The sequence below is a fragment of the Emticicia sp. 17c genome (assembly GCF_037153985.1).
Lineage (GTDB): Bacteria > Bacteroidota > Bacteroidia > Cytophagales > Spirosomataceae > Emticicia.
In genome coordinates, this window is the sequence record NZ_JBBAYI010000010.1 from 50,690 (window position 1) to 74,862 (window position 24,173).

The following is a 24,173-nucleotide window of genomic DNA, read 5'->3' on the forward strand; positions in this document are numbered from 1 at the left end:
TTGCTTTGAGCGATTCTGCCACCACGATTGATTTTGGTGCTGTGATTGATATAAACATTAATACACTGGTGGCACAACTCTGCAATTATATTAATAAAAACCCTTTTCATGGGTTTATTGAGGTAGTACCTGCCTATGCTTCATTAACTGTATTCTACGATGTGATACAAGTAAAAAAGGATTTTAAATCAGCAAATACAGCTTACGAAATTGTAGAAAACTATTTAAGTGAGGCATTAAAAAATATTGAGTTAACAGAAAAAGCTCAGCCTACACTTATTGAAATTCCTGTTGTATACGATGGCGAAGACCTGCCTTTTGTAGCTGCGCATAATCAACTTAGCATTGAGGATGTAATAAAAATACACAGCCAGCCTACTTACCGTGTATATATGATGGGGTTTTTGCCCGGCTTTGCTTATTTGGGGGGGCTTGATGAACGAATAGCTACACCCAGAAAACAAACACCACGAGTTAAAGTGCCAGCCGGAAGTGTAGGAATTGCAGGAAAACAAACAGGTATTTACCCCCTCGAAAGTCCGGGAGGGTGGCAACTCATCGGACATACAACAACCTCCTTATTTAGCGTAGGTGAACGTAATACTACGCTTCTGAAAGCGGGCGATTGGGTTAAATTCATACCCATTTTGTAAAGAAGCCTCTTCATTGGGAGAGGCTTCTTTACAAAATGCTTTATTAATTTGCTCAATTATAAATTTTTCTGGACGGAATACGCATCAGTAGCAAAAAGCCCACAACAAAAAGTACCAGAATAACTAATACCGAATTACGCATATTACCGGTTATCTGCTCTACAAAACCAAAAAGTAAAGTGCCTAAACCAATGGCTATTTTTTCTACAATATCATAAAAACCAAAATAGGAGGCTGTATCTTCTGTGTTTTCAGGAATTAATTTGGCATAAGTAGAGCGCGAAAGCGACTGTATACCACCCATTACCAAGCCTACAACAGCGGCAATTATGTAAAACTCCTTATCGGTAGTTGTAAAATAAGCAGCTAGCGGAATAAACGCCCAGATTAGTACTTCAATTAGTAAGGCTTTGGTGTTACCTAATTTACTAGACAGCCAAGAAGCCAGAAATGACCCCGGAATAGCAATAAGCTGAATAAGCAGAAGTGTGATAATCAAGCCTTGTTTTTCAATATGCAATTCTTTATCTGCAAAAATAGTAGCTACATAAATAACAGTCATTACACCCATGTCATAAAACAAAAATGCTGTTAAGAATTTAGTCAGTAGTTTATTATTTCTTACCTCTTTCAATACTTTACCTAATTCATGAAGGCTACTGCTCAGCCAGTTTCCTGCCAGCGGTTTTACTTGGTCTTTAGGTAAATAATAGAACGGAATCTGGGCAAATAAAGCCCACCAGATGCCCACTGTCAGAAACGATACCCGTGCCGTAAAGCCCGAGTCACTATCGGCTTGGGTCAACCCGAAAAACTCAGGTTTCATTATCATAAGCAAATTGAAAATCAATAGTAAAACACTACCTACATAGCCCAGCATAAAACCACGCGCACTCAGGTTATCGAAGCGGTCTTCTGTTGCAATTTCCGGCAAAAATGAGTTGTAAAAAACGATACTGCCACCCCAGCCCATAATTGAAAGCCCAAAAGCTACCACTATCCATGAAATATTGTCACGCGTAAAAAAATAAAAATACGCACAACTGGCTGCCCCCAGATAACAGAATATTTTCATAAAAAACTTTCGTCGTCCGCTTGAGTCTGCCAAAGGGGTAAGAATCGGGTTTAGCAATACCAGCAATAGCGTAGCCACAGAAATAGTGTAGGAGTACAGAACAGAGTTTTTTACATGAAAGCCGAAGAAATTGACTATATCGTTAGTGATGTTTCCCAATGCGTCTTTTTCAGAGGTGGTTGCAGTAAAATACATGGGAAAAATAGCAGTAATAATAACAAGGTTATGTACTGAGTTAGCCCAATCGTACATACACCAGGCATTCAGTACTTTCTTCTGATTCTTTTGAAACATCTTTAGGGTAAGTATTTAGCAATGAATAATTAAGGACGAATTAGCAAATAAATCTTTATATTTTCAGGGTTTCAGGGTTAATTTTTCAAATAGCTTTCACCAGTAGTTGTTCAGTTTTTATTTTTTGGCTAAGTATCTGTGCAAAAGCCAGTGCATGGGGGCCGTCACCATGTATGCAAATAGTATCAGCTTTAATAGGTACTACCCGACGATCCGTCGAAATAACGTGTTTTTCTTTAACCATTCTTATAACCTGAGCTACGGCTGTATCAGTATCTGTAATCAAGGCGTTGGTTTCAGAACGCGGCGTAAGACTTCCATCGTTCTGATACGTTCGGTCTGCAAATACCTCTGAGGCAGTAGTTAATCCGGCATTTTCAGCTTCACTAATCAGAAAACTGCCTGATAACCCGTACAGAACTAAATCTGGCTGGCTGTCTTTTGTGGCTTGTGCAATGGCCTGAGCCAGTTTTTTGTCTTTAGCAGCCATATTATACAAAGCACCATGTGGTTTTACATGATGTAGTTTTGCTCCTAGTGCCTTTACTATATTTAACATAGCTCCTATCTGATACAAACATATATCGTACACTTCTTCTGCATTGAGTTGCATATTACGTCTGCCAAAACCCTGTAAATCAGGGAGGCCGGGGTGCGCACCCACGGCTACTCCTTTTTGTAAGGCTAGGGCAGCAGTCTTACGCATAACGGAGGCATCACCCGCATGGAACCCACAGGCAATATTAGCCGAAGAAATATAATCCATAAGAGCTATATCGTTGCCGATTGTCCAGACCCCGAACGATTCGCCCATATCACAATTCAAATCTATGCTTGGCATATTCAGTAGTGTAAGATACAAGCACAAAGAACGAAACTTTTCTTCTTTTCTCCTATATGTGAAGCCCACTTCATGCTGTTTTTAAAGCCCTGCTTAATTGATTGAAAATAAAATAATTCTTTAAATTTTTCGAGAAGCAAATTGTACTTCTATCAGAATTATTTTACTAATTTTAAGCATGAACAGACGACATTTTATAGGTACAGCCATAACTGGTAGTATTTTTGCAAAAAATAATATTGTTTTTGCAAAACCAGCCGATGAAGCCAAAATCAACGTATTTTCAAAAACACTTCATTGGATTCCCGACTACAATAAATTAGCCGAAACCGTTGCAGAAATAGGTTTCGATGGTATTGACTTGACTGTCCGGCCTGATGGACATGTAATTCCTGAGCGCGTAGAAGAAGACCTGCCCAAAGTAGTAGAAGCCTGTAAAAAAGCCAATATAGGTGTACCTATGATAGTAACTAATATTCTGGAAGCTAACCCCCTGACCGAGCATGTTTTACGAACGGCTTCCCGCTTAGGTATCAAACATTACCGCATGGGATGGTATGGATTCGATATGAAAAAAGATATTCTGACACAAGTAGCTGCTTTTGAAGAGAAAATGAAAGGCGTAGCACAACTAAATAAGAAATATAATATTTCAGGAGAATACCAGAACCACGCCGGCTTGTTTCTGGGAGCAACTATATGGGATTTTCAGCCTATTCTGAAAAAAATTAATTCGCCATTACTGGGCTGCCAGTATGATGTTCACCATGCCACACACGAAAGCGAGACTTCTTGGGAAGTAGGTTTCAGAATTATAGAGCCTTATATAAAATCGATTGCTATCAAAGATTTCAGAAGAGTGGTTAAAGATGGAAAAGTACAGAAAGAAGGCTGTCCATTGGGGCAAGGCGTAGTTAACTATGGTAAGTATCTGTCATTATTAAAGCAATACAATATTTCGGTGCCTATAACCATGCACTTTGAGTATAGCCTCGGAGGGGCCGAAAACGGTGCTAAAACCATAAGTATAGACCCTAAATTGGTTACATCGGCCATGAAAAAAGACCTGACCGTTTTTAAAGGCTGGTTAAAAGATAATGGTCTATAAAATTACGCGCCATTCATGAGTTTTGCTTTATCGTGGTAAGCAAATCAGAAAATGGCTTTATGAAATTCAACCCTAAAAACATCCTGTTATGAATAAACTATTTTATTCTGTCTTACTTCTTATTGCAGCAATCAGCCCTTTAATGGCTCAAAAAAACAAGTGGCTTTTCCCCGAAAAGCCGGGTATGGTATCGTATACCTATCGCAAAAGTCTGGCAAAAGATGCAGCTGCTACTTTAGATACTATTAAAAACCACGGTATTACAGACATGGAGTTTTCGAACTTGTTCGGAAAAACTGCGCAGGAAATGCGTCAGTTGTTAGATGCCCGCGGTATTAAATGTTCATCGTATGGTGTAGGGTACGATGATTTAAAAAATAAAATGGCCGAAGTTGCCCAGAATGCCAAAACACTTGGTGCTTCTTTTGTACGGGTAGCTTGGATTCCGCATCAAGGAGATTTCACCCTCGCCATGGCACAAAAAACTGTTGAGGATTTTAACCACTTTGGTCAAATACTTAAAGACACTTACGGGCTTACGTTTTGTTACCATAACCACGGCTATGAATTTCAACCCTACGAAAACGGTACTTTATTCGATTATATCGTACAACATACAGACCCTAAGTATGTAAGTTTTGAAATGGATATTCTCTGGACGTTCTTCCCCGGACAAGACCCTGCCGCTTTGCTTAACAAATATGGAAACCGCTTTAAGCTCATGCACCTGAAAGATTTAAAAAAAGGTGTAAAGGGTGATATGTCGGGTGGTACTTCTCCTGAAAACGATGTAGCACTCGGAACAGGGCAGATAAATATACCTGCAATTCTGGTGGCAGCCAGAAAAGCAGGCGTTGAGCATTATTACATTGAAGATGAAAGTTCAAATATTGCCACACAGGTGCCCCAAACTATTGCTTATTTAAAAAGTCTGAAAAAATAAAATCCATCGCTAATGATTCATATTAATTACCACCTTAACCCTTCCGATTTAGCTGATAAACTTAAAAGATTCTGGCAGTTTTCGGGCGAAAAAATTATTTCTATTGAAGAAAATTATGATGTAGCTAAAGGGTCGCCCGTTTTTACGGCTGCTGGTAAGTATACTACCCGTGGCTGGACAGAATGGACACAGGGCTTTCAGTTTGGTTCTGCTATTTTACAGTTCGATGCCACTGGCGATACCCGTTTTCTGGAAATGGGGCGTCGTAAAACCGTAGAGGTAATGGCCCCACATATTAGCCATATAGGCGTACACGACCACGGTTTTAACAATGTAAGCACTTATGGTAACCTGCTTAGACTCATGCAAGAGGGCAGAATTGAGCTTAATACTTGGGAAAAGAATTTTTATGAGTTAGCACTCAAAATATCGGGAGCCGTACAAGCTAGCCGCTGGACATCAATTAAGAATGGAGGCTTTATTCATTCGTTTAACGGGCCTCATTCACTTTTTGTTGATACCATTCGTTCATGTCGTGCTTTGATGCTCAGTCACAAAATGGGGCATATTTTTCAGGCCGAAGGCGATGCTAAAATCAGTTTGCTCGAAAGGGCCTTGTTGCACATAAAAGCCACCGCCGACTATTCGGTGTTTTATGGCGAAGGTCGTGATTCTTACGACATCTGGGGGCGTACTGCACACGAGAGTATTTTTAATACAAAAGATGGTAATTTTCGTTGTCCGAATTCACAACAAGGCTATACCGGATTCAGTACTTGGACTCGCGGCCTTGCGTGGGCCATTTGTGGTTTTGCCGAAGAGTTAGAGTTTTTAAATATACTAAATGATGATGAACTAACTCCTTATGGAGGCAGAACAGTTATTGAAAACTATATGTTAAGAGCCGCCCGTGCTACTGCTGATTTCTATATCGAGCATACACCTATTGATGGCATTCCTTATTGGGATACAGGCGCGCCAAACTTACATAAACTAGGCGATTACCTTAGCCAGCCTGCTAACCCCTTTAATGATTATGAACCTGTTGATAGTTCGGCGGCGGCCATTGCTGCTCAAGGCTTGTTACGGCTAGGCAAATATTTAACAACCAAAGGCGAAGCCGAAGCGGGTGAAAAATATTGGCAGGCAGGCTTAACTGTATTAAATACACTGCTTGATGAACCTTACCTGAGTACAAATCCGGCACATCAGGGTATTTTATTGCATTCTATTTACCACCAGCCTAACGGCTGGGACTACGTGCCAGAGGGAAGTAAAATTGCCTATGGAGAATCGAGTATGTGGGGAGATTACCATGCGCGCGAACTAGCTTTGTATGTACAAAGACTAATCGATAACGGCACTTATTATACTTTTTATAACTGTTTAAACAGCTAAAATTTACGATTTAACTCATGAGTACCAAGTCCAAACCTAAATATACAAGAGTAGCACAATTAAAAACAGCCGCCGATTTAAGGAAATATCTTGAGGATGGACAGGTTGATTTGGCATTTGACGATGAACTGGTTGATGCCGCGGAGTCGCCGTTTGCTGAGCCTTTAACATTGAAATCAGGTAAACTGATTGGCAATCGGTTCTGCATACTTCCTATGGAGGGCTGGGATGGCACCGAAGACGGCAAACCTAGCGAATATACCAAACGCCGTTGGGAGAATTTTGCTGTAAGCGGAGCTAAATTATTATGGGGCTGTGAGGCTGTTGCTGTCAGGCATGATGGGCGTGCAAATCCGAATCAGTTGTGCATTAGTGAAGAAAACTTGCCAGCTTTTGAAGACCTCTACCAACTGGTTATGAACAAACACGCTGAAAAATTTGGTAATACAGATGACCTGCTGGTAGGCTTGCAACTGACACATTCGGGTAGGTTCTGCAAACCTAACAGTCATAAAAAATTTGAGGCAAAAATACTGTATCACCACCCGATACTCGACAAAAAATATCATCTGGAAGATGATTACCCACTCATGGCCGATGAGGAAATTGACGCTTTGGTAGAAGATTTTGTAAAAGCGGCTGTGCTGGCACAAAAAGCTGGCTTTCATTTTGTTGACTTGAAACATTGCCATGGGTATCTGGGGCATGAGTTTCTGAGTTCTTTTAATCGGGAAGGTAAATACGGGGGTAGCTTTGAAAACCGTACCCGTTTTTTGCGAAACATCGTGGAGGGCATTAAAAGAGCAGCCCCTGGTTTAGAAATGGGTATACGCCTGAGCGCGTTTGATTGGGTGCCTTTCAAAAAAGATAATGATGGGCACGGTGAGCCTGATTACTCGGCAGGAGAAAAATACCAATTTGCCTTCGGAGGAACAGGTGCCGGCACAACCATTGATTTAGAAGAACCTAAAGCATTTCTGGCTTTGGCGCAGTCGTTGGGTATTCAACTGATTTGTATTACAGTAGGCAGCCCATATTATAACCCGCATCTGATGCGTCCGGCTACGTTTCCGCCTTCTGATGGATACTTACCACCCGAAGAGCCTTTTCTAGGAGTAGCCCGACAAATTAATGTAACCAACGAACTGAAACAGGCATTTCCTGAAATGGTAATAGTAGGGTCGGCTTATTCGTACCTGCAAGAGTGGCTACCAAATGTTGGGCAATATGTGTTGCGTAACAACATGGCCGATTTTGTTGGCTTGGGGCGTATGGTGCTTTCTTACCCCACCTTGCCAGACGATGTATTGAACAACAGGCCGCTTCAACGGAAACAGATTTGCCGTACATTCTCAGACTGTACCACGGCCCCTCGTAATGGTTTAATTTCGGGCTGTTTCCCGCTTGACCCATTGTATAAAAATCTGGACATAGCCGAAAAACTGAAACAATTCAAAGAGCAGCAGTGAAAAAAGTAGCATTTATCACCGGAGGAAGCAGAGGTATTGGTTTAGGAATAGCCGAACATCTGGCAAAAGCAGGTTTTAATCTGGCTATTAACGGTATGCGCCCCGAAGAACAAGTAACAGAAGTTCTAGAAGGCTTGAAAGAGCAGGGGGTTGAGGTTATTTATTGTCGGGGTGATATAGCTTCATCCGAAGACCGACACACAATGCTCAATAAAATAAAGGCCCATTTTGGTTGTTTGCACGTATTAGTAAATAACGCTGGCGTAGCTCCTAAAGAACGTAATGATATTTTACAGGCCACGGAAGAAAGTTTTGATTATGTGATTTCGACGAATCTGAAAGGTACATATTTTCTGACACAGGCCGTTGCCAACTGGCTGATAGAACAAAAAACCGATAGCAATTTATTTAGTAGTTGTATTATTAATGTTTCCTCTATTTCGGCTACCGTGGCTTCGGTTAATCGTGGAGAATATTGTTTATCAAAAGCAGGGCTGAGCATGGCTACACAATTATTTGCAGTCCGGCTGGGCGAATTTAATATTCCTGTGTTTGAAGTGAGGCCGGGTGTAATTAAAACCGACATGACCGCCGGTGTAACAGCCAAATATGACCAGTTAATAGAAGGAGGTCTATGTGTGCAAAAGCGTTGGGGGCTCCCCGACGATGTCGGAAGGGCAGTAGCTGCACTGGCTAAAGGTGATTTCCCATATTCGACAGGGCAGGTAATAATGGTAGACGGGGGACTGACACTAGCCAGACTTTAAAATAGAATTTCAACCTTTTAACTATTATATACTATGAAAAAATTCACCAGACGCGATGTCCTGAAAACCGCTCTTCCCGGTTCTTTGGCTGTCATGTCTATTCCAACCATTATTCCGTCTACGGCTTTTGGAGCAAACGATAGGCTTCGGGTGGCTGTAATAGGCGTTAACGGCCGAGGCAAAGACCACATTTCAGGCTTGATGAAGCAAGATAACGTTGAAGTAACTACCCTTTGCGATGTTGACAAGGTAGTGCTTCAGGAACGAGCAAATGATTTTGAAAAGAAATATTCAAAAAAAGTAAAAACCGAGCAAGACCTCAGAAAAGTATATGATGACAAAACCATTGATGCCGTAAGCATTGCTACCCCTAACCACTGGCATGCGCTGGCAGCAATATGGGCTTGTCAGGCCGGAAAAGATGTATATGTAGAAAAGCCTGCCTGTCATAACCTTTTTGAAGGGCGTAAACTGGTAGAAGCAGCCAATAAATACAACCGCATTGTTCAGCATGGAGTGCAATTAAGAAGCTCTGAGGCCATTCAGGAAGCTATCAAACATTTACGCGATGGTCTTATTGGTAAAGTCTATATGGCTCGCGGAACCGTATATAAATGGCGGCCTGATATTGGAAATATGGGTAACTCTCCTGTGCCAGAGGGTCTAGACTGGGATTTATGGCAAGGCCCTGCCCAAGCCCGCGAATTCAGCAAAAACTATGTGCATTATAACTGGCACTGGTTCTGGGACTACGGCAATGGAGACATCGGCAATCAGGGTGTACATGAAACAGACCTTTGTATGTGGGGGCTGGATGTTGGCTTACCCGAAGTAATTACTTCGTCGGGTGGGAAATATCTCTGGAACGACTGCAAAGAAACACCGGAGGTTTTAACATCGGTATATCAATATCCGAAAGAAGGTAAAATAATAGAATTTGAAGTACGCCCGTGGATGACCAATAAAGAAGATGGGGTGGAAGTAGGAAATATATTCTACGGTGATAAAGGCTATATGGTAATAAACGGTTATAACGATTACAAAACGTATCTGGGTAAAAACCGTGAACCTGGCCCTGCCAGAAATGCCGGTGGTGACCATTACAAAAACTTTGTTGAAGCCGTAAGAGCCAGAAACAAGGCTTTATTGAATGGCCCTATCGAAACAGGGCATCTTTCTGCCAGTCTGGCACATTTAGGGAATATTTCATATCGTTTAGGACGAACACTCAAATTCGACCCTAAAACAGAAACTTTCCCGAACGATAAAGAAGCCAATGCAATGCTGACGCGTAAATATCGCGCACCTTATACAGTCCCTAATAAGGTGTAATCTTTAATTTCATGGCCTTGGCTGCTTTCGATGATAATTAATCAAAAAAGCAACTAAGGCCAGTTTCAACCCTATAAAGAACCTGTTCATGAGCAATACTACGACTAACCAGCAAAATATCCTCAAACAACTCTTACAATTACCCGTACTGGTAGCTGCTTTGGGCTATCTGGTAGATATGTACGACCTCTTTCTTTTTAATATAGTAAGAGTACCCAGTTTAAAAGCGCTTGGCCTCGAAGGAAATCAGCTTTTTGAACAAGGGGCTGATTTATTAAATATCCAGATGGCCGGAATGCTTCTGGGTGGTATTGTATGGGGAGTAATGGGCGACAAAAGAGGTCGTTTATCTGTCCTTTTTGGGTCAATTATTATTTATTCTGTGGCAAATATTGCCAACGGGTTTGTAGATAGCATTCCGCAATATGCTCTTTGCCGTTTTATTGCCGGAGTAGGGTTGGCCGGAGAACTAGGTGCAGGCGTGACGTTAGTAACTGAAATCTTGCCTCGTCAGATACGTGGCTATGGTACAACTATTGTAGCAACTTTAGGGCTATTGGGGGCTATTGCATCTTACTTTGTGGCAGAACTTTTTGAATGGCGTATTTCGTATTATGTAGGTGGCGGTATGGGTTTGTTACTGCTAATTCTGCGTATAAATATTTTTGAATCAAAGATATTTGTAGAAGCTAAAAATAAACATGTTTCGAGAGGAAACCTGCTTATGCTTGTAAACAATAAGAAACGGTTTGTTAAATACCTGATGTCGATTCTGGTTGGTTTGCCTATCTGGTTTGTAGTGGGTGTGCTGATTACTTTTTCGAAAGAATTTGCCGAAGCAGCCGGAATTGTTGAGCCTATCAACGCAGGTAAAGCCGTTATGCTTACTTTTACAGGGCAGGTATTCGGCGACATTGTGAGTGGATTTCTGAGCCAGTATATGCAAAGCCGTAAAAAAGTAATTCTGATTTTTATTTTACTATCATTAAGTTTTGTATTGGTTTATCTACTGGCACCTATCAACAGTAGCTATACTTTTTATATAATATGTGCCTTTTTAGGGTTCTGTAATGGTTACTGGACATTGTTTATTACTATTGCGGCCGAATTATTCGGAACAAATCTTCGAGCAACGGTAGCTACAACAGTACCCAATTTTGTACGTGGAGCTACTATTCCGTTACTGGCAATTTTTAAGTTTCTGAAACCTGATATGGGCATCATGTATGCTGCACTAATAATAGGGGTGTTTACAACCGCTATTGCGTTGATAGCCCTCTGGAATATTGACGAAACCTTCCATAAAGAAATGGATTACATTGAGTAAAGTAATGACCTGTTTTTAACAAGCCTTTTAAATCTCCTGATATAAACATGTATATTCAGGAGATTTTTATTAATAGAAATGCTGAAAACAGTCGGTACTGTTACCTTCTGCTTATAGTCAGTGAGGTTTTTAATTTCATTAATTCGGTTTCTTGGGCTATTAATAATTCTTCTGCCTCGGCCTGAGTAATAAACTTAAAACAAATAAAGTCTTTGGGGCCGCATTGTGCTAACAATGGCAAATCAACAGTAATTACATTAGCAATACGCGGATACCCGCCCGTCGTTTGGTGGTCGGCCATCAGGATAATGAGTTGTCCGTCAGGGAGTAACTGGATAGTGCCGAAATCAACGGCTGATGAAATGAGTTCTGTTTTTTCTTTAAGGTGCAGGGCTTGACCTGATAGCCTGAAACCCATTCGGTTTGATTGCTGACTGATACCGAAAGACTGATTTTCTAATGCGGTTTTACTCTCGTCTTTCAAAAAAAAATATTCATTGCCTTTAATAAGCCTGATAACTGGTGTTGGTGTATATAATGGGCGTAGCGATAAGCCTAAATAGGGATAAAAATCTGGTTCTGCCTGAGCAGATACAGCCAGATAATGACCTGATTTGATGTCGTTAAAGCCAAGTAAAGTATTGGTACTTTTACTGCCCAGCCATTCGCTTACTTTAAAACCTCCTTTTACGGCCAAATAAGTCCGTTGCCCCGAAATACGCTTGCTGAATTTTAGTGTACTGCCAGCCTTTACCCAAGTACATTGCCAGTTATTAATATGCTGAATAGAATGGTTTTTATGAAATAAATAAGGCGAGAAATCTGCGCCACCAATGGCTATAAGCGTATCATGGTCAAAAAATATTTCAGGGGCAGGGAAATGTATTTCGATGGCTGCTTCGTTTTCTGAGTTTTGTAAGAGCATATTCAACAAACGAAGGGCCATTTTATCCATAGCTCCATTGGGGTTGACACCCATATAACGATACTTATGCCTGCCTGTATCCTGAAAAGTGCTTAATAAGCCCGTTTTAATAAAATTCATAAGCGCACTATTTTGTGTTGGCTACTTAAATGCTAAGCTATGTTTAATGGCCATTATGCCGAAGATTTATTCAAAAAGCTATTAAAAAACAAAAGAGTATCCACAATATGTTCTTGCCAGTAGGGCCACTCATGCGCCCCAGAGTATTCTTCATAATGATGCAGTATATTATTCTCCATTAAAGCTTGATGTAGTGTTCGGTTAGCTTCAATCTGTATATCATCTTGGCCACAATCGAAACGAAATAAGGGTAAATTTTCCTTATTTGCCAGTATACAATCCAAAGTGTTTTCCTCGGTGTTTACGTGTTGTTTTAGAGTAGAATCGTCAGCGTTTTCTAAAAACTGTCTCAATTGTGAAAACTCGGTAATAGAAGAAAGACCCGAAAATGAGGTAAAAACCTGCGGATATTTCGCTCCCAGTCGCATAGCACCATAACCACCCATTGATAACCCTGTGATAAACACCGGTAAGTCTTGCGGAAGCCCCGTCTGGACTTCATAAATGAGATTTCGGAGGTCGTTCACAATCCATTGTTCATAGTTTTCTGTTTGATGCGGCAAATACCCACTTCCATCGCCAAATAAGCCATCCGATGGCATTATTAAAAGCATAGGAGCTATTTTATTTTCATCAATCAATTGTTGAGTAGTTTTATGTACACCACCCTTGAGAGACCAAGCCCAATGTGACCCATAAACGCCATGTAGCAATATTACGATACCCTTGATAGATTCGGCTGGCACTCCCTTTGGTTTGAAAACGCTTACGTCGGCTCTTTTGTTGAGCGCTTTGCTTTTAACGGTTATCCAACGTAGGTTATCCCATTCGTAAGACGGGTCAGATACTTCGATTGTAAAAAATGATGACATTTTAAAATTAACAAGCTTTATGCTTTCGGATAAACTTAAAAGATTGAAACAATTAAAATACAACTACCCCTTTGGCATTTAACCCTTGATGCATATCTGAAAAGGCCCTTTGTAGTTCATCTATGGCGTAGGTTTGTGTAACCATTTTATCCAGAATGAGGTCACCTTTTTGGTAGAGTTCCAACAAAATTGGGAAATCAATTTGCGGGCGGGCTTTTCCATAAAGAGGGTTAATATAGACTTTATCCCACTCGAATAAATTCATGTCGATATTAATTTCCTGCTCAATGCCACTTACCTGCACGGCTACGCCAGCGTTTCGTACCATTGCCAGAGGGGCTGCACCCAATGCCGGAATCGCCGTGCATTCAAAAGCATAGTCGGCTCCGCGTTGCGTAAGATTTTTTACCTTTTTGGCGGCTTCTGAAAGGCCAATATCATCTTTTGTGGCCAGAATGGTATGAGTAGCACCATATTCAAGCGCCATTTTTAATCGGGAAGGGTTTATGTCAATAGCAATAATTTTACTGGCTCCGGCAATTCTGGCTCCCTGAATCACATTTAGTCCTACTCCTCCGGTTCCGAGTACAACCACCGATGAGCCCGCCTTTACTTTTGCGGCATTAATGACAGACCCGTAGCCTGTCATGACACCACAACTGACAATAGCTGCCGAAGTAAAAGGAATATCTATATCAATTTTTACACATGCTGCTTCCCGAACCAACGTGTATTCAGACATAGTCCCCAAGCTGAATGAGCGTTCTATGGGAACATTGTTTAATGTAGTAGCATTCAAACGTGCATGGCCACCTGCAACTTTGTTACCTGCCGTTACGGGCGAGTTTACTTCGCAGATATGCTGGTTGCCTTCCTGACATTGAAAACATTCATAACAGGGTATAGCCCAGTTAAGAATCACTTTGTCGCCGGTTTTGAGGTGTTTTACCTTAGAGCCTGTTTTCTCTACAATTCCGGCTCCTTCGTGGCCCATCACTAAAGGTTTACCCCACGATTGTGAGTCCCAGTCGGTATGGCATATACCTGCGGCTTTCAGCCTTACCAGTACTTCATCATCCGAAGGGTTATTATCTACTGTAATTGTCTGAATGGTAAAATGGCCTTTTCCATCGGCAATGGCGGCTTTAGCTTGTATCATAGGTTGTAAGTTTATGTAAATAGGGTTGTCTGTTTCAAATATATATGATTTTTTAGCTTAATAAGAAAACAGAAAGGGAATTTATCTCTACTGCTAACTAACTATTCTGATTATTTTTCATTAAAAACTATGCCACATAAACTTACTATTGAATAATTAAGGTTCTGATAACCTTTAATTATAACTAGCCTTATTATAGCAAAAATGTCTGCTCTTTTTGTTATTTTTGCCATTGCGTATGAAAATGAATCTATAATTAGCTTATGTTGGTTGAGGTATGACTGAAATCAACTAAAGGTAATAAGATTTTGGGCATACATTTTGTGTTGATTTGTTTCGGAATCACATCTGTTATTACCATCGACAAACCATTGAAAAGGGTCTGCTGCTGTTTAAAATCAGGCAACCTAAGAAGACAAAAAATGATACACCAGTTGTATCATTACCATTACCAATATTTTATTTTTACCTAATTTGAATAAAATGTAGGAGAATTGTGTGTAAGATTTTGTTTTCCCGGATTCTTTTCATCCTACATACTTGATCGTTTTTTTATGAGAGTCCTTTTCGACCATCAATCTTTTTCTGGTGCAAAATATGGCGGTGTAGCAAGGTATTTTTATGACCTGATGCACAATCTGAAGTTTCATCAGGGGGTAGAGGTAAACTTATCCTTATTGTTTTCAAACAACGAGTATCTGAAAAATGCCGATGTAAAAAAAGTTTTTCCATTTAGTTATTTTCTTGGGTACGGCCTTACCAATGCAGTTTTTTCACATGTCAATCGTGCCAATAGTGCCATGCACATTGGTTTACACAGATACGATATATTTCATCCGACCTATTTCAACGATTACTTCCTGACTTTTCTTGGCAAGAAACCATTCGTGATTACCCATCATGATGTCATTCCTGAAAAGTTCTCGACCAAATATGCCGAACTGGATGGTTTTGATAAAGCCCATAAACAAAGAGTGCTCGATAAGGCTTCAAAAATTATTGCCGTATCAGAAAATACCAGAAATGACCTCCTCGAAATTTTTCATATAGCCCCCGAAAAAATAGAAGTAGTACATCATTCGACGCATTTTGCTACCTATAAGCCTGACGAAAACTTTGATATTGTTACGCCCGAAAGATACTTGCTTTATGTAGGCAATAGGGAAAACTACAAAAATTTCGATGTTTTTATCAGAGCAATTACGCCAATTCTGAAAAAACAGCCCGATTTGCATCTGATGTGTGCAGGGAGTAACAAATTTACTGAAACCGAACATAAACTATTTCATGAGTTAGGCATCAGTAAGCAAGTGATGCACCAGGAAATACCCACCGATGAAGTTTTGTACAGGGTGTATCAGCGGGCCATTGCTTTTGTGTATCCGTCATTATATGAAGGATTCGGGATTCCTATACTGGAGGCATTTGCCTGTGGTTGCCCGGTTGTATTGAGCGACCGCTCGTGTTTTCCTGAGGTGGCACAGAATGCGGCCACTTATTTTAATCCGGATAACCCCGAGCATATTGCTTTTGAAGTAGAAAGGTTAATTGATGATGCCGAATTAAGGCTGAGTCTGGTTAAAAGGGGGTATCAGCGTCTTAAAGATTTTTCTCCTGAAAATACTGCTAAAAAAACCCTCAACGTTTACAGAAATGTACTAGGCAAATAGGTACACATTTCTGTTTGTATAGTATAAGTTTTAGCTGTTTTATTTTTGAATGTAGCTGCTTTTGATAGTAGTTGGTTTTATTACTAATCCGTTTTTTTCAACAGACTAATTATGCGAGTAATTATTTGCGATATATATGTGAAACTAGTAGGGCATAATTTAGGGCATATTCAGAATATTTTAAGATACTTAGAGCAAAACCCTAATGATACAGAGTACATATTTTTGTTGAATCCTGAAGCCAAAACAATTCCTTCCATTCGTAGTTCTGCAAAAAACGTACAGATTATTTTCTTTACTGATGAGGAATTTGCCCCGCAACTTTCAGGAATGAGCCTTATCAAATCAACGCAATTGCTCTGGAAGTCTGTCACAAAATACATGAACGACTGGAAAGCCGACAGGCTTATTCTGATGATGGTAGATATGTTTCAACATACTATCGGAAGCAGTCGGTCATCGTGCGAAATCACGGGTATTATGTTTAACCCTTATCCGAGGGTGATTCCTGCGGCTAATACCTTGCGTGCAAAACAGCAAACAGCTATTACAAAAGCCCGTAAATTATTTACTTCGTGGTGGATGCTTCGGAATAAAAATTTAAAAAAGGTTTTTATTTTTAATGACAGGCAAACAGTTCAGTCCATGAACGAAACCTTAGGAACCAAAATATTTACCTATTTGCCTGACCCTGTTTATAATTACCCTTCCAGACAAGGCTTGTTTATCCGGCAGAAATATAAAATTAATGACGACCGGAAAATTCTGCTAGCTTTTGGTATGATTGATAGTAAGAAAAACGTAGTGAATCTTTTAAAAGGGCTGCAACAATTATCGGCCGAGGATGCCGCCAAAACCTGCTTGCTGATAGTAGGGAAAATCAGACCTGAATATGAAGCACCGTTGGCCGAAGCCATAAAAGAAGCTAAAAGTTTGCATCCGTCTTTACAGGTAGAACTCGAAAGCCGATTTGTAGATGATGATGAAATGGAGTGTTTTGTTGGGCAAAGCGATGTAATATCGCTGGCATACGTGAATTTCTATTCTTCGAGCGGAGTTATAGGGCTAGCTTGTCGACATAATAAACCTATTATAGCAACAAAATTTGGAGTAGTAGGAGACCAGACCCGTGAATATCAGCTAGGCATTACTGTTGATGGGCATAGTCCGGAAGAAATCAAAGAAGCATTTCAATATTTTTTGCATACTGCGGCACCTGAGTATCCTAAAAGAGCCAAAGACTTTGTGCAGGCTCATACCAGCGAAGCATTTATTAAAACATTACTGGAGTTATAAGCCCCATTCTGTCAATATAAGCAACGGCACAGAACTATTCATCTGTGGGTTGTTACGCCTACCTGTTCGCAGAATTGCAATACTGGGCAGGTTGAGCATTTGGGTAAGGTGCCAGTACAGATATGTTTGCCAAATGGCATCAATAGCCGGTTTATATCAACCCAATAGTTAACGGGAACTTTCGCTTCAAGTAGTTTCAGGGTCTTTTCAGGGGTGTTAGCTTGTATAAATCCCCAGCGATTTACTACTCTATGTACATGTATATCTACACTAATGGCAGCTAGTCCGGTGGCAACTCCTAAAGCCAGATTGGCACATTTAGGGCCAACCCCTTTCATTTCAATAAGTTTATCGAAGTCGGCGGGTAATTCGCCGTTATATTTTTGTATCGCCGTTTGTGCAATGCCTAACATGGTATAGGCTTTTTGTTCTGGGTAGGTGCTTCCATAAAGTAACTCACTCAGTTTTTGTGGGCTTAGTTGTAATAATGCTTCGGGTGTACGTGCTACTTTGAAAAGCTTTAAAGAGACTGGAATAGTGGTTTCGTCGAAAGTACGAATGGAAATGATACAGGAAATTAACTGCTCAAACAAAGAGTTATAGCCACGTTCGGCAAGCTCAAACATAGCTGCTTTCGGAAAATCTTTTGTTGCTTGTTCAATACGGGCAAGAATTATTGAAAGGTCGAAGTCTGGTTTCATGATAAATAAAAGATGACAACTTATGAAATAAAAAGCTGTGCCAGACCTGAAAACCGATATATAAAAAAAGATGACCAAGAATTTAATCTGGCCATCTTCTTACAGGAAATTTGTCTATGCAATTACACCAATTCTGCTACTTCGTTTTCTTTGGTAGCTTGTTCTGCAATCCATTTATATGTTTTGGTGATACCTTCTTTCAATGATTGAGACGGAGACCAGCCTAGTTTTTCCTGAATGAGGGCGTTGTCAGAGTTGCGTCCGCGTACACCTTGTGGGCCAGGAATATTATTGATGCTGATATTCTTGCCTGATATTTCGATAATCATTTTTGCGAAATCATTGATTGAAATCATTTCTTCTGAACCAATATTTACAGGGCCAGTAAAGTCAGACTCCATCAAACGGCGTACACCTTCAACGCATTCATCAACATATAAGAATGAGCGGGTTTGTTTTCCATCACCCCAGATTTCGATAGAACCTCCATCTTCGGCTTCAATTACTTTACGGCAAATAGCAGCCGGAGCTTTTTCTCTGCCTCCTTTCCATGTACCTTGTGGGCCAAATATGTTATGGAAGCGCGCTACTTTAACTGTAATACCTAAATTACGTTGGTAGGTAAGGTATAGGCGTTCGCTGAATAGTTTTTCCCAGCCATATTCGCTATCGGGTGCAGCCGGATAAGCCGACTCTTCAGAGCATTTAGGGTTTTCGGGGTCAAGCTGGTTGTATTCAGGATACATACATGCCGACGACGAATAGAAGATTTTCTTTACACCTGCCTGTTGTGCAGCGTGTAACATATTAAGGTTACACAAAGCAGAGTTGTGCATAACGGCTGCATCGTTTTCACCTGTAAAGATATATCCTGCACCACCCATATCGGCTGCTAGCTGATATACCTCGTCAAAGCCACCTTCAAGTACCTGACGACAAATTACGGGGTCTGTTAAATCACCGATTATAAAATCATCGGCATTTCCGTTACCGTACTCATTATATTTTAAATCTACTCCTCTCACCCAATAACCTTCACTCTTTAAGCGATTAACCAAATGGCCTCCAATAAAACCACCTGCTCCACATACCAGTGCTCTTTTCATATGAAATAATTTATGGTATTAAGTTAAATAATAAACATCTAAATAAAGTACAAATTTAATGAACTCTACCTTACAAAAAAAATATTATAGTTTCTGATTTACGGCATCGAGCCAAATCTGCTTTCCTTCGCAGTTCCAATGGGTGTCTCCTATATCATACAGCATTTTTTTTGAAGAGCTAAGAGGCGTGTAAATATCCAAGATTGGCATGCGCAAGGCTGGATTTTTCTGAATCCGTTCAATCAGGTGGTTATATTCACCTAAATCAGTTCCTAAAACAGCACTCTTGTTAGGAGCAATTGTCAGGTATACTTCATCGAATCCGTTCTTTCTGTAAAAATCGTATGTACGATTGACATTTTCTACTAAAAGTGAAATTTCTTTCTCAGAAATTTTATCGAACGATGATGTAATGCCACTTGGGCGTGCATCCAGTTCATAAAAAATATTTTTTTTGTCGGGCGATAACACCACATTCTTGTCTGTTCTATCGAATAAATACTCATTCAGTGTAGCTTTCCATTCCTTGATAGTTAAGAAGAAATCAGATGAGAACAAAACAGATGTATGCCGTTCGGTATCATACCAGAACTCCGACTTAGCATTTTTTGCCAGATTAGCCACAGCTTGAGTAGGAGTAGGCTCGCCCACTGTCAGGTTTTGGTAAGGTGTTGCAAAACGCTCTCTGAAATGCCGTTCAACTGTTTCTATTACCAGAATGTTTTTCTTAGTTTTGTCTAATTTAACAAAAGGGTGCTGGCCAATAAAGAATCGGTAAAAAGCACCGCTTACAAAGTCAGTTGCTGCTACTCTGCCTTCTTCTGTGAAGCTATCACCAATCAGATATAAACTAGTATTGGGCTTTGTTACCTCCATTTTATCAGGTTTACAAACTTCTTTTAATACCCTGAATTGTGGTAAGTTCGAAAACCTGTATAGGTCGCCGTATCGGTAATCATCTTTCGTGAACCCTATCTGATAAAGCCATTTGGATACTTCAGGAGAGAATCCTGTAAGCCATAATGCCGAAAAAATGACGAGGGCAGTGTATTTGAGTATTTTGTTAGTCATGGAAACTGCTTTTCATTCTTTTTAAAAACTCATTAAAGTTTTCAAAAGAAGTTTTGAGGATAAAACGCCTACATTCTTAAACCTCTCTGCAAATATAGCTTGTGGTTATTCAGTGTATTGTGATATTTCTCACAATGAACTGAAATTAGGTTTAAAACTGAAAATAAATAAACTGATTTGACTCGAATACGCCGAAGAAATAACAGGCTATGAGTAAAACAATAAATAGCGCGTAAAATCTTTTGGTATTACTGGTGTCAATTATTTTATAAAACTTCTCTTTCAGTAGTAATCCTGCAATCAGCAACCAGCAGAACCACATTTCAGTATTATTCAAAGGCGAATGAATGGTATTGCCATAGCTACCGAAAGAAAATATCTTTTGTAGGATAATCTTCGCATTTGTAAGCCCTTTTGCCCGAAAAAACACCCATGTGAGCATTACCAACGCAAACGTAAATAAAAGGTTAAATGGCTTGTTCAGAAAGGCTGGAATGACATTGGTTTTTAGTTTGAAATATTTATCGCGTATTTGGGCCATAACCAAATAAAGGCCATGCAATGCGCCCCAGATAACAAAAGTCCAGGCAGCACCGTGCCATAAGCCGCTCATCATAAAAACAAAAAAACGATTGAAATACATACGCCCTTGCCCAACCCTGTTACCACCCATAGGAATATAGAGGTAATCACGGAACCATGCCGACAACGAAATATGCCAACGACGCCAGAACTCTGAAATGGAAGTCGAAAAATAAGGCGTATCGAAGTTTTCCATCAGTTTAAAACCCATTACGCGAGCAGTACCAATGGCAATGTCGGAATAACCCGAAAAATCGCAATATATCTGAAAGGTAAAGAAAATAGTACCTATCAAAAGGGTAAGCCCGTTATGGTCTTGTGGGTTGTCGTAGCAATAATCAACTACGAGTGCGAGGCGGTCGGCAATAACAACTTTTTTGAACATTCCCCACGCTATACGCATAAGGCCGTTTTTCAGGTTAGCAAAGTCATATTTAAAATAGCTATGGAATTGCCATAGCAAGTTTTGCGGACGTTCAATAGGGCCTGCTACGAGTTGCGGATAAAACATCACATAGAGCGCATAGATGATAAAATCTTTTTCGGCTTTCTGGTTTCCTCTGTACACTTCAATGGTATAGCTCATAGCCTGAAACGTATGGAAAGATAAACCAATAGGTAGAGCAAAATCAAGAAAGGGGAAAGGAGTTGGAGTATCGAATTTTGATAGAATAACAGCCAGATTCGTATTCAGAAAATTATAATATTTAAAATAGGCCAGAAATCCAACATTAGTGATGAGGCTGAGAACCAATAGCCATTTTCGTTTTTTGCCAGAAGCCTGTGCAATCCAGATGCCTGCAAAATAATCGACAACTATCGTTACAAACAAGATAAGTATATAAATGGGCTTGAAAACCGCATAAAAATAACAGCTTGCCAAAAGTAGCAACCAGATGCGGCCTCGATGGGGTAAACTGAAATAAGCTAGTGTAACAACAATAAAAAAGAATACGAATTGTAACGAATTAAATAGCATTCAGGCGTTTTGTTGAGTTCAGAAATCAAGTTTCAAAGTTCTGAGATATTATTAAAGTTTCAAAGGTATTTTTTTATAGAATATTTTTTTAGGGAAATTTCTACATGGATTTTTTTTAATACGAATTTTGTAACATAAAAGGAAACCACTATATTTGCACCACAATTCGGAAAAATGTCCGAAAACGGATCCGTAGCTCAGCTGGATAGAGCAACAGATTTCTAATCTGTGGGTCGCAGGTTCGAATCCTGCCGGGTTCACAATTTCCTCTTAAATCGCATTAACCGCTACCTCTGTGGCGGTTTTTTTGTTTAAACATCGTTTAAACATTCCTTACTATCTCCTTATAATAGTAATATTTTCAGGATGTTTTAACAACGTTTCAACATGATTTTCTCCTACAAACTGAAAATTAATAGTTAGCGTGTCAGAAAAGACGACACAGCTGTACTTTATTTTCAGGTAATAGTTAATAGAAAAATTATTACTGTGCCGTTCGAATCCTGCCGGGTTCACGAGAGAATTTAAAGTCGTCGTTTGGCGACTTTTTTATTTTCGTAGATTTCTGCAACAATCATTCAATTACCTTGCAAAATCTCATCAAGTCGGGCTTTGTAAATTCTTCCAATAGGTAATTCTTCATTATTGACTCGAATATAAGATGCAGCGATAGCCTGAACATGGTGGAGAGATACAATGAATGATTTATGAATCCTTACAAATTTGTTAGGCGGGAGTTTCTCTTCCAGATAACTGATGCGTAAATAAGATACCAACGAGCCTGAAATGGTGTGAATACGCACATAGTCTTTAAGGCTTTCAATCCATAAAATATCATCTAGGTCTATTTTTATCATTTCTTTGTCAACCTTGAAATATTGGTACTCCTTGGCTGGTCTGGTGGTTTCCGCAACTTCTGGCTGAGGTGAAGAATTGGGTAAAAAACGATAAATTTTTCCGACCGATTGAAGAAAACGCTCGAATGAAATAGGCTTAACCAAAAAATCTACTACATCGAACTCGTAACTATCAAGTGCGTATTCGCGAAAGGCCGTAGTAAAAATAACCTTTGGCCTGTTATTGAGTGGCCTAAGTAAATCGAAACCTGTTAGTCGAGGCATCTGAATATCCAGAAACAGTATATCAACAGCGTTTTGTTGAAGAAATAGTAAGGCTTGTGTCGGGCTGTTCGATACCCCCACTAATTGTAAATCAGGCAGGCGACTAATATATTCTTTGAGCAAGTCAGTTGCCAGAGGTTCATCATCTAAAACAAAACAACGAATAGCCATCAAAGTAAAATTAATGTTTAAAAACTGTATGCTCGCTAATACTTACGCTAGATATACCTCTTTTCGCTGTGTATATTCTGGCATTGAATTAATTGCCATAGATTCTGGTATAAACTTCAATACCGCTAAAAATTGTCCATCTTCAAGTAGTGTTACCAGTTCATAATTTTCAGGAAACAAAATATCTAACCTTTTTTTTAGGTTTGCCAGACCCAAGCCTGACTTAGCTAAAGAGTTTTTTTCTTCAGGAACAGAGTTTTCGGCCGAAAAAATAAGCCGATTGCCACTTTTACTTAAATGTAACTGAATCCAACATTTGTTCTCCGACTGCGCAGCACCGTGCTTGAACGCATTTTCTACAAAGGGTAACAAAAGCATTGGTGGAATCATTAAATCATTCAGGCTGCCTAATTCGCTAAAATTTGTCTGCACATCTAGCCTGTTGCCGTAGCGTATCTTTTCCAGAGCGATATAATCAATCAGGTATTCAATTTCTTTTTTTACTTTAACTGTGGCACGATGGCTTTCATGAATCTGATAACTCAGTAAACCTGCCAGCCGTTGCATTAATACAGGCATTTGTGCAGGTTGATTAATAGAAACAGATGTAAGGTTGTTAAGGGTATTAAACAAAAAATGTGGCTGTACCTGTGACTGCAACAATTGGTACTCGGCCGCTAATTTTTCTCTTTTATAAACTTCATTTAGCCGTTGTTGCGATAAAGCATGGCGCACCAACTCAAAGGCTATAAATAGCATAATAGCCAAATGTAATTGCATAATTGCTCCGGGGCCGAATAACCTGCGCCAGTAGGAGAGTGGTTTGGTAAATGCGTTAAGATAATACAGAGGCGAATGCCATTCTGATATTAAGGCTCTTTGAATGATACCAAACGCAATAATGCCACCTATTAAACTCAAGACGAAACCTAGAATATTGCTTTTTAATAGAAAATACCTGACTGTAACCTCCAGATGCCAGTAACTGGCTAAAATGTAAACAGGAAATGTCTTGATGATACTAAGAAAACTATATTCATAATCATGTGTGAAAAGTGCCAGATTGAGCCACGAGAATAAAAAATAGCAAAGCCAGAAAAGGATTTGAGGCCCAACTTTATAGATGAATTTGTACTGGCGGATAGCTTTCATTTTTTTTGACTTTATACACATTATAGAGCCGAATTTAGTAA

The 24,173-nt window shown here is 39.8% G+C and carries 21 protein-coding genes and 1 tRNA gene; 11 read left to right on the forward strand and 11 right to left on the reverse strand.

The features are described 5' to 3' along the window. Positions 1 to 5: 5 nt before the first annotated feature. On the forward strand, positions 6 to 653 hold the full coding sequence (pxpB, locus tag WAA15_RS18270; protein ID WP_337044269.1) for a 5-oxoprolinase subunit PxpB: 648 nt from the start codon (positions 6 to 8) through the stop codon (positions 651 to 653). A 52-nt stretch (positions 654 to 705) separates the two neighbouring features. Here the strand turns inward: pxpB and WAA15_RS18275 are convergent, their stop codons facing one another. After that, a complete protein-coding gene (locus WAA15_RS18275; protein ID WP_337044270.1) occupies positions 706 to 2,022 on the reverse strand; it encodes an MFS transporter in 1,317 nt (438 codons plus the stop codon). A gap of 85 nt (positions 2,023 to 2,107) precedes the next feature. Further along, positions 2,108 to 2,863 (reverse strand): LamB/YcsF family protein, encoded by a 756-nt coding sequence (locus tag WAA15_RS18280; RefSeq protein ID WP_337044271.1) that lies wholly within the window; start codon positions 2,861 to 2,863, stop codon positions 2,108 to 2,110. 178 nt (positions 2,864 to 3,041) lie between these two features. On the opposite strand from WAA15_RS18280, the gene WAA15_RS18285 reads away from it, so the two are divergent. From WAA15_RS18285 to WAA15_RS18315, 7 genes are all read left to right on the forward strand, one after another. Then, complete coding sequence (locus WAA15_RS18285) at positions 3,042 to 3,971, forward strand: sugar phosphate isomerase/epimerase family protein (protein WP_337044272.1); 930 nt, start codon at positions 3,042 to 3,044, stop codon at positions 3,969 to 3,971. An 88-nt stretch (positions 3,972 to 4,059) separates the two neighbouring features. Continuing rightward, the gene (locus WAA15_RS18290) at positions 4,060 to 4,914 is read left to right on the forward strand and encodes a sugar phosphate isomerase/epimerase family protein (protein ID WP_337044273.1); all 855 of its coding nucleotides are present in this window, start codon (positions 4,060 to 4,062) and stop codon (positions 4,912 to 4,914) included. A 12-nt stretch (positions 4,915 to 4,926) separates the two neighbouring features. Next, positions 4,927 to 6,312 carry a glycosyl hydrolase gene (locus tag WAA15_RS18295; RefSeq protein WP_337044274.1) on the forward strand — a complete coding sequence of 462 codons (1,386 nt, stop codon included), beginning with the start codon at positions 4,927 to 4,929 and terminating at the stop codon, positions 6,310 to 6,312. Between the two features lie 17 nt (positions 6,313 to 6,329). After that, a complete protein-coding gene (locus tag WAA15_RS18300; protein ID WP_337044275.1) occupies positions 6,330 to 7,781 on the forward strand; it encodes an oxidoreductase in 1,452 nt (483 codons plus the stop codon). Further along, positions 7,778 to 8,548 carry a 3-ketoacyl-ACP reductase gene (locus WAA15_RS18305; protein ID WP_337044276.1) on the forward strand — a complete coding sequence of 257 codons (771 nt, stop codon included), beginning with the start codon at positions 7,778 to 7,780 and terminating at the stop codon, positions 8,546 to 8,548. The genes WAA15_RS18300 and WAA15_RS18305 overlap by 4 nt, the downstream gene beginning before the upstream one ends. A gap of 33 nt (positions 8,549 to 8,581) precedes the next feature. After that, on the forward strand, positions 8,582 to 9,880 hold the full coding sequence (locus tag WAA15_RS18310; RefSeq protein WP_337044277.1) for a Gfo/Idh/MocA family protein: 1,299 nt from the start codon (positions 8,582 to 8,584) through the stop codon (positions 9,878 to 9,880). 88 nt (positions 9,881 to 9,968) lie between these two features. Continuing rightward, a complete protein-coding gene (locus tag WAA15_RS18315; RefSeq protein WP_337044278.1) occupies positions 9,969 to 11,207 on the forward strand; it encodes an MFS transporter in 1,239 nt (412 codons plus the stop codon). A 100-nt stretch (positions 11,208 to 11,307) separates the two neighbouring features. Here WAA15_RS18315 and WAA15_RS18320 read toward each other — a convergent pair whose 3' ends face one another. The 3 genes from WAA15_RS18320 to WAA15_RS18330 are packed head-to-tail and all read right to left on the reverse strand — an operon-like array spanning position 11,308 to position 14,283. Continuing rightward, a complete protein-coding gene (locus WAA15_RS18320) occupies positions 11,308 to 12,252 on the reverse strand; it encodes a biotin-dependent carboxyltransferase family protein (RefSeq protein ID WP_337044279.1) in 945 nt (314 codons plus the stop codon). Between the two features lie 53 nt (positions 12,253 to 12,305). Next, complete coding sequence (locus tag WAA15_RS18325) at positions 12,306 to 13,124, reverse strand: alpha/beta hydrolase (protein WP_337044280.1); 819 nt, start codon at positions 13,122 to 13,124, stop codon at positions 12,306 to 12,308. Positions 13,125 to 13,176: 52 nt separating this feature from the next. After that, complete coding sequence (locus WAA15_RS18330) at positions 13,177 to 14,283, reverse strand: alcohol dehydrogenase catalytic domain-containing protein (protein WP_337044281.1); 1,107 nt, start codon at positions 14,281 to 14,283, stop codon at positions 13,177 to 13,179. Positions 14,284 to 14,837: 554 nt separating this feature from the next. On the opposite strand from WAA15_RS18330, the gene WAA15_RS18335 reads away from it, so the two are divergent. Next, positions 14,838 to 15,953, forward strand: a complete 1,116-nt coding sequence (locus tag WAA15_RS18335; RefSeq protein ID WP_337044282.1) for a glycosyltransferase family 4 protein — start codon at positions 14,838 to 14,840, stop codon at positions 15,951 to 15,953. Between the two features lie 111 nt (positions 15,954 to 16,064). After that, the gene (locus tag WAA15_RS18340; protein ID WP_337044283.1) at positions 16,065 to 17,249 is read left to right on the forward strand and encodes a glycosyltransferase; all 1,185 of its coding nucleotides are present in this window, start codon (positions 16,065 to 16,067) and stop codon (positions 17,247 to 17,249) included. 38 nt (positions 17,250 to 17,287) lie between these two features. Here WAA15_RS18340 and WAA15_RS18345 read toward each other — a convergent pair whose 3' ends face one another. From WAA15_RS18345 to WAA15_RS18360, 4 genes are all read right to left on the reverse strand, one after another. Continuing rightward, the gene (locus WAA15_RS18345; protein WP_337044284.1) at positions 17,288 to 17,950 is read right to left on the reverse strand and encodes an endonuclease III domain-containing protein; all 663 of its coding nucleotides are present in this window, start codon (positions 17,948 to 17,950) and stop codon (positions 17,288 to 17,290) included. Between the two features lie 122 nt (positions 17,951 to 18,072). Then, the gene (locus WAA15_RS18350) at positions 18,073 to 19,056 is read right to left on the reverse strand and encodes an NAD-dependent epimerase/dehydratase family protein (protein WP_337044285.1); all 984 of its coding nucleotides are present in this window, start codon (positions 19,054 to 19,056) and stop codon (positions 18,073 to 18,075) included. A gap of 84 nt (positions 19,057 to 19,140) precedes the next feature. Continuing rightward, entirely contained in the window at positions 19,141 to 20,127 is a 987-nt protein-coding gene (locus WAA15_RS18355; protein WP_337044286.1) for a hypothetical protein, read from the reverse strand. Between the two features lie 151 nt (positions 20,128 to 20,278). Next, positions 20,279 to 21,688 (reverse strand): MBOAT family O-acyltransferase, encoded by a 1,410-nt coding sequence (locus WAA15_RS18360; RefSeq protein WP_337044287.1) that lies wholly within the window; start codon positions 21,686 to 21,688, stop codon positions 20,279 to 20,281. A gap of 186 nt (positions 21,689 to 21,874) precedes the next feature. On the opposite strand from WAA15_RS18360, the gene WAA15_RS18365 reads away from it, so the two are divergent. Then, positions 21,875 to 21,948: transfer RNA gene (locus WAA15_RS18365), tRNA-Arg, on the forward strand. Positions 21,949 to 22,266: 318 nt separating this feature from the next. On the opposite strand, the gene WAA15_RS18370 is transcribed toward WAA15_RS18365, so the two are convergent. Both WAA15_RS18370 and WAA15_RS18375 read right to left on the reverse strand, forming a co-directional pair. Beyond that, positions 22,267 to 22,980 carry a LytR/AlgR family response regulator transcription factor gene (locus WAA15_RS18370; protein WP_337044288.1) on the reverse strand — a complete coding sequence of 238 codons (714 nt, stop codon included), beginning with the start codon at positions 22,978 to 22,980 and terminating at the stop codon, positions 22,267 to 22,269. Between the two features lie 42 nt (positions 22,981 to 23,022). Next, on the reverse strand, positions 23,023 to 24,132 hold the full coding sequence (locus WAA15_RS18375) for a sensor histidine kinase (protein ID WP_337044289.1): 1,110 nt from the start codon (positions 24,130 to 24,132) through the stop codon (positions 23,023 to 23,025). Positions 24,133 to 24,173 lie beyond the last annotated feature (41 nt).

Bases quoted from the DNA above. Each gene is read 5' to 3' on its own strand.
- WAA15_RS18275 (WP_337044270.1), bottom strand. From the start codon at position 2,022: ATGTTTCAAAAGAATCAGAAGAAAGTACTGAATGCCTGGTGTATGTAC.
- WAA15_RS18280 (WP_337044271.1), bottom strand. From the start codon at position 2,863: ATGCCAAGCATAGATTTGAATTGTGATATGGGCGAATCGTTCGGGGTC.
- WAA15_RS18285 (WP_337044272.1), top strand. From the start codon at position 3,042: ATGAACAGACGACATTTTATAGGTACAGCCATAACTGGTAGTATTTTT.
- WAA15_RS18290 (WP_337044273.1), top strand. From the start codon at position 4,060: ATGAATAAACTATTTTATTCTGTCTTACTTCTTATTGCAGCAATCAGC.
- WAA15_RS18295 (WP_337044274.1), top strand. From the start codon at position 4,927: ATGATTCATATTAATTACCACCTTAACCCTTCCGATTTAGCTGATAAA.
- WAA15_RS18300 (WP_337044275.1), top strand. From the start codon at position 6,330: ATGAGTACCAAGTCCAAACCTAAATATACAAGAGTAGCACAATTAAAA.
- WAA15_RS18310 (WP_337044277.1), top strand. From the start codon at position 8,582: ATGAAAAAATTCACCAGACGCGATGTCCTGAAAACCGCTCTTCCCGGT.
- WAA15_RS18315 (WP_337044278.1), top strand. From the start codon at position 9,969: ATGAGCAATACTACGACTAACCAGCAAAATATCCTCAAACAACTCTTA.
- WAA15_RS18320 (WP_337044279.1), bottom strand. From the start codon at position 12,252: ATGAATTTTATTAAAACGGGCTTATTAAGCACTTTTCAGGATACAGGC.
- WAA15_RS18325 (WP_337044280.1), bottom strand. From the start codon at position 13,124: ATGTCATCATTTTTTACAATCGAAGTATCTGACCCGTCTTACGAATGG.
- WAA15_RS18330 (WP_337044281.1), bottom strand. From the start codon at position 14,283: ATGATACAAGCTAAAGCCGCCATTGCCGATGGAAAAGGCCATTTTACC.
- WAA15_RS18335 (WP_337044282.1), top strand. From the start codon at position 14,838: ATGAGAGTCCTTTTCGACCATCAATCTTTTTCTGGTGCAAAATATGGC.
- WAA15_RS18340 (WP_337044283.1), top strand. From the start codon at position 16,065: ATGCGAGTAATTATTTGCGATATATATGTGAAACTAGTAGGGCATAAT.
- WAA15_RS18345 (WP_337044284.1), bottom strand. From the start codon at position 17,950: ATGAAACCAGACTTCGACCTTTCAATAATTCTTGCCCGTATTGAACAA.
- WAA15_RS18350 (WP_337044285.1), bottom strand. From the start codon at position 19,056: ATGAAAAGAGCACTGGTATGTGGAGCAGGTGGTTTTATTGGAGGCCAT.
- WAA15_RS18355 (WP_337044286.1), bottom strand. From the start codon at position 20,127: ATGACTAACAAAATACTCAAATACACTGCCCTCGTCATTTTTTCGGCA.
- WAA15_RS18360 (WP_337044287.1), bottom strand. From the start codon at position 21,688: ATGCTATTTAATTCGTTACAATTCGTATTCTTTTTTATTGTTGTTACA.
- WAA15_RS18370 (WP_337044288.1), bottom strand. From the start codon at position 22,980: ATGGCTATTCGTTGTTTTGTTTTAGATGATGAACCTCTGGCAACTGAC.
- WAA15_RS18375 (WP_337044289.1), bottom strand. From the start codon at position 24,132: ATGAAAGCTATCCGCCAGTACAAATTCATCTATAAAGTTGGGCCTCAA.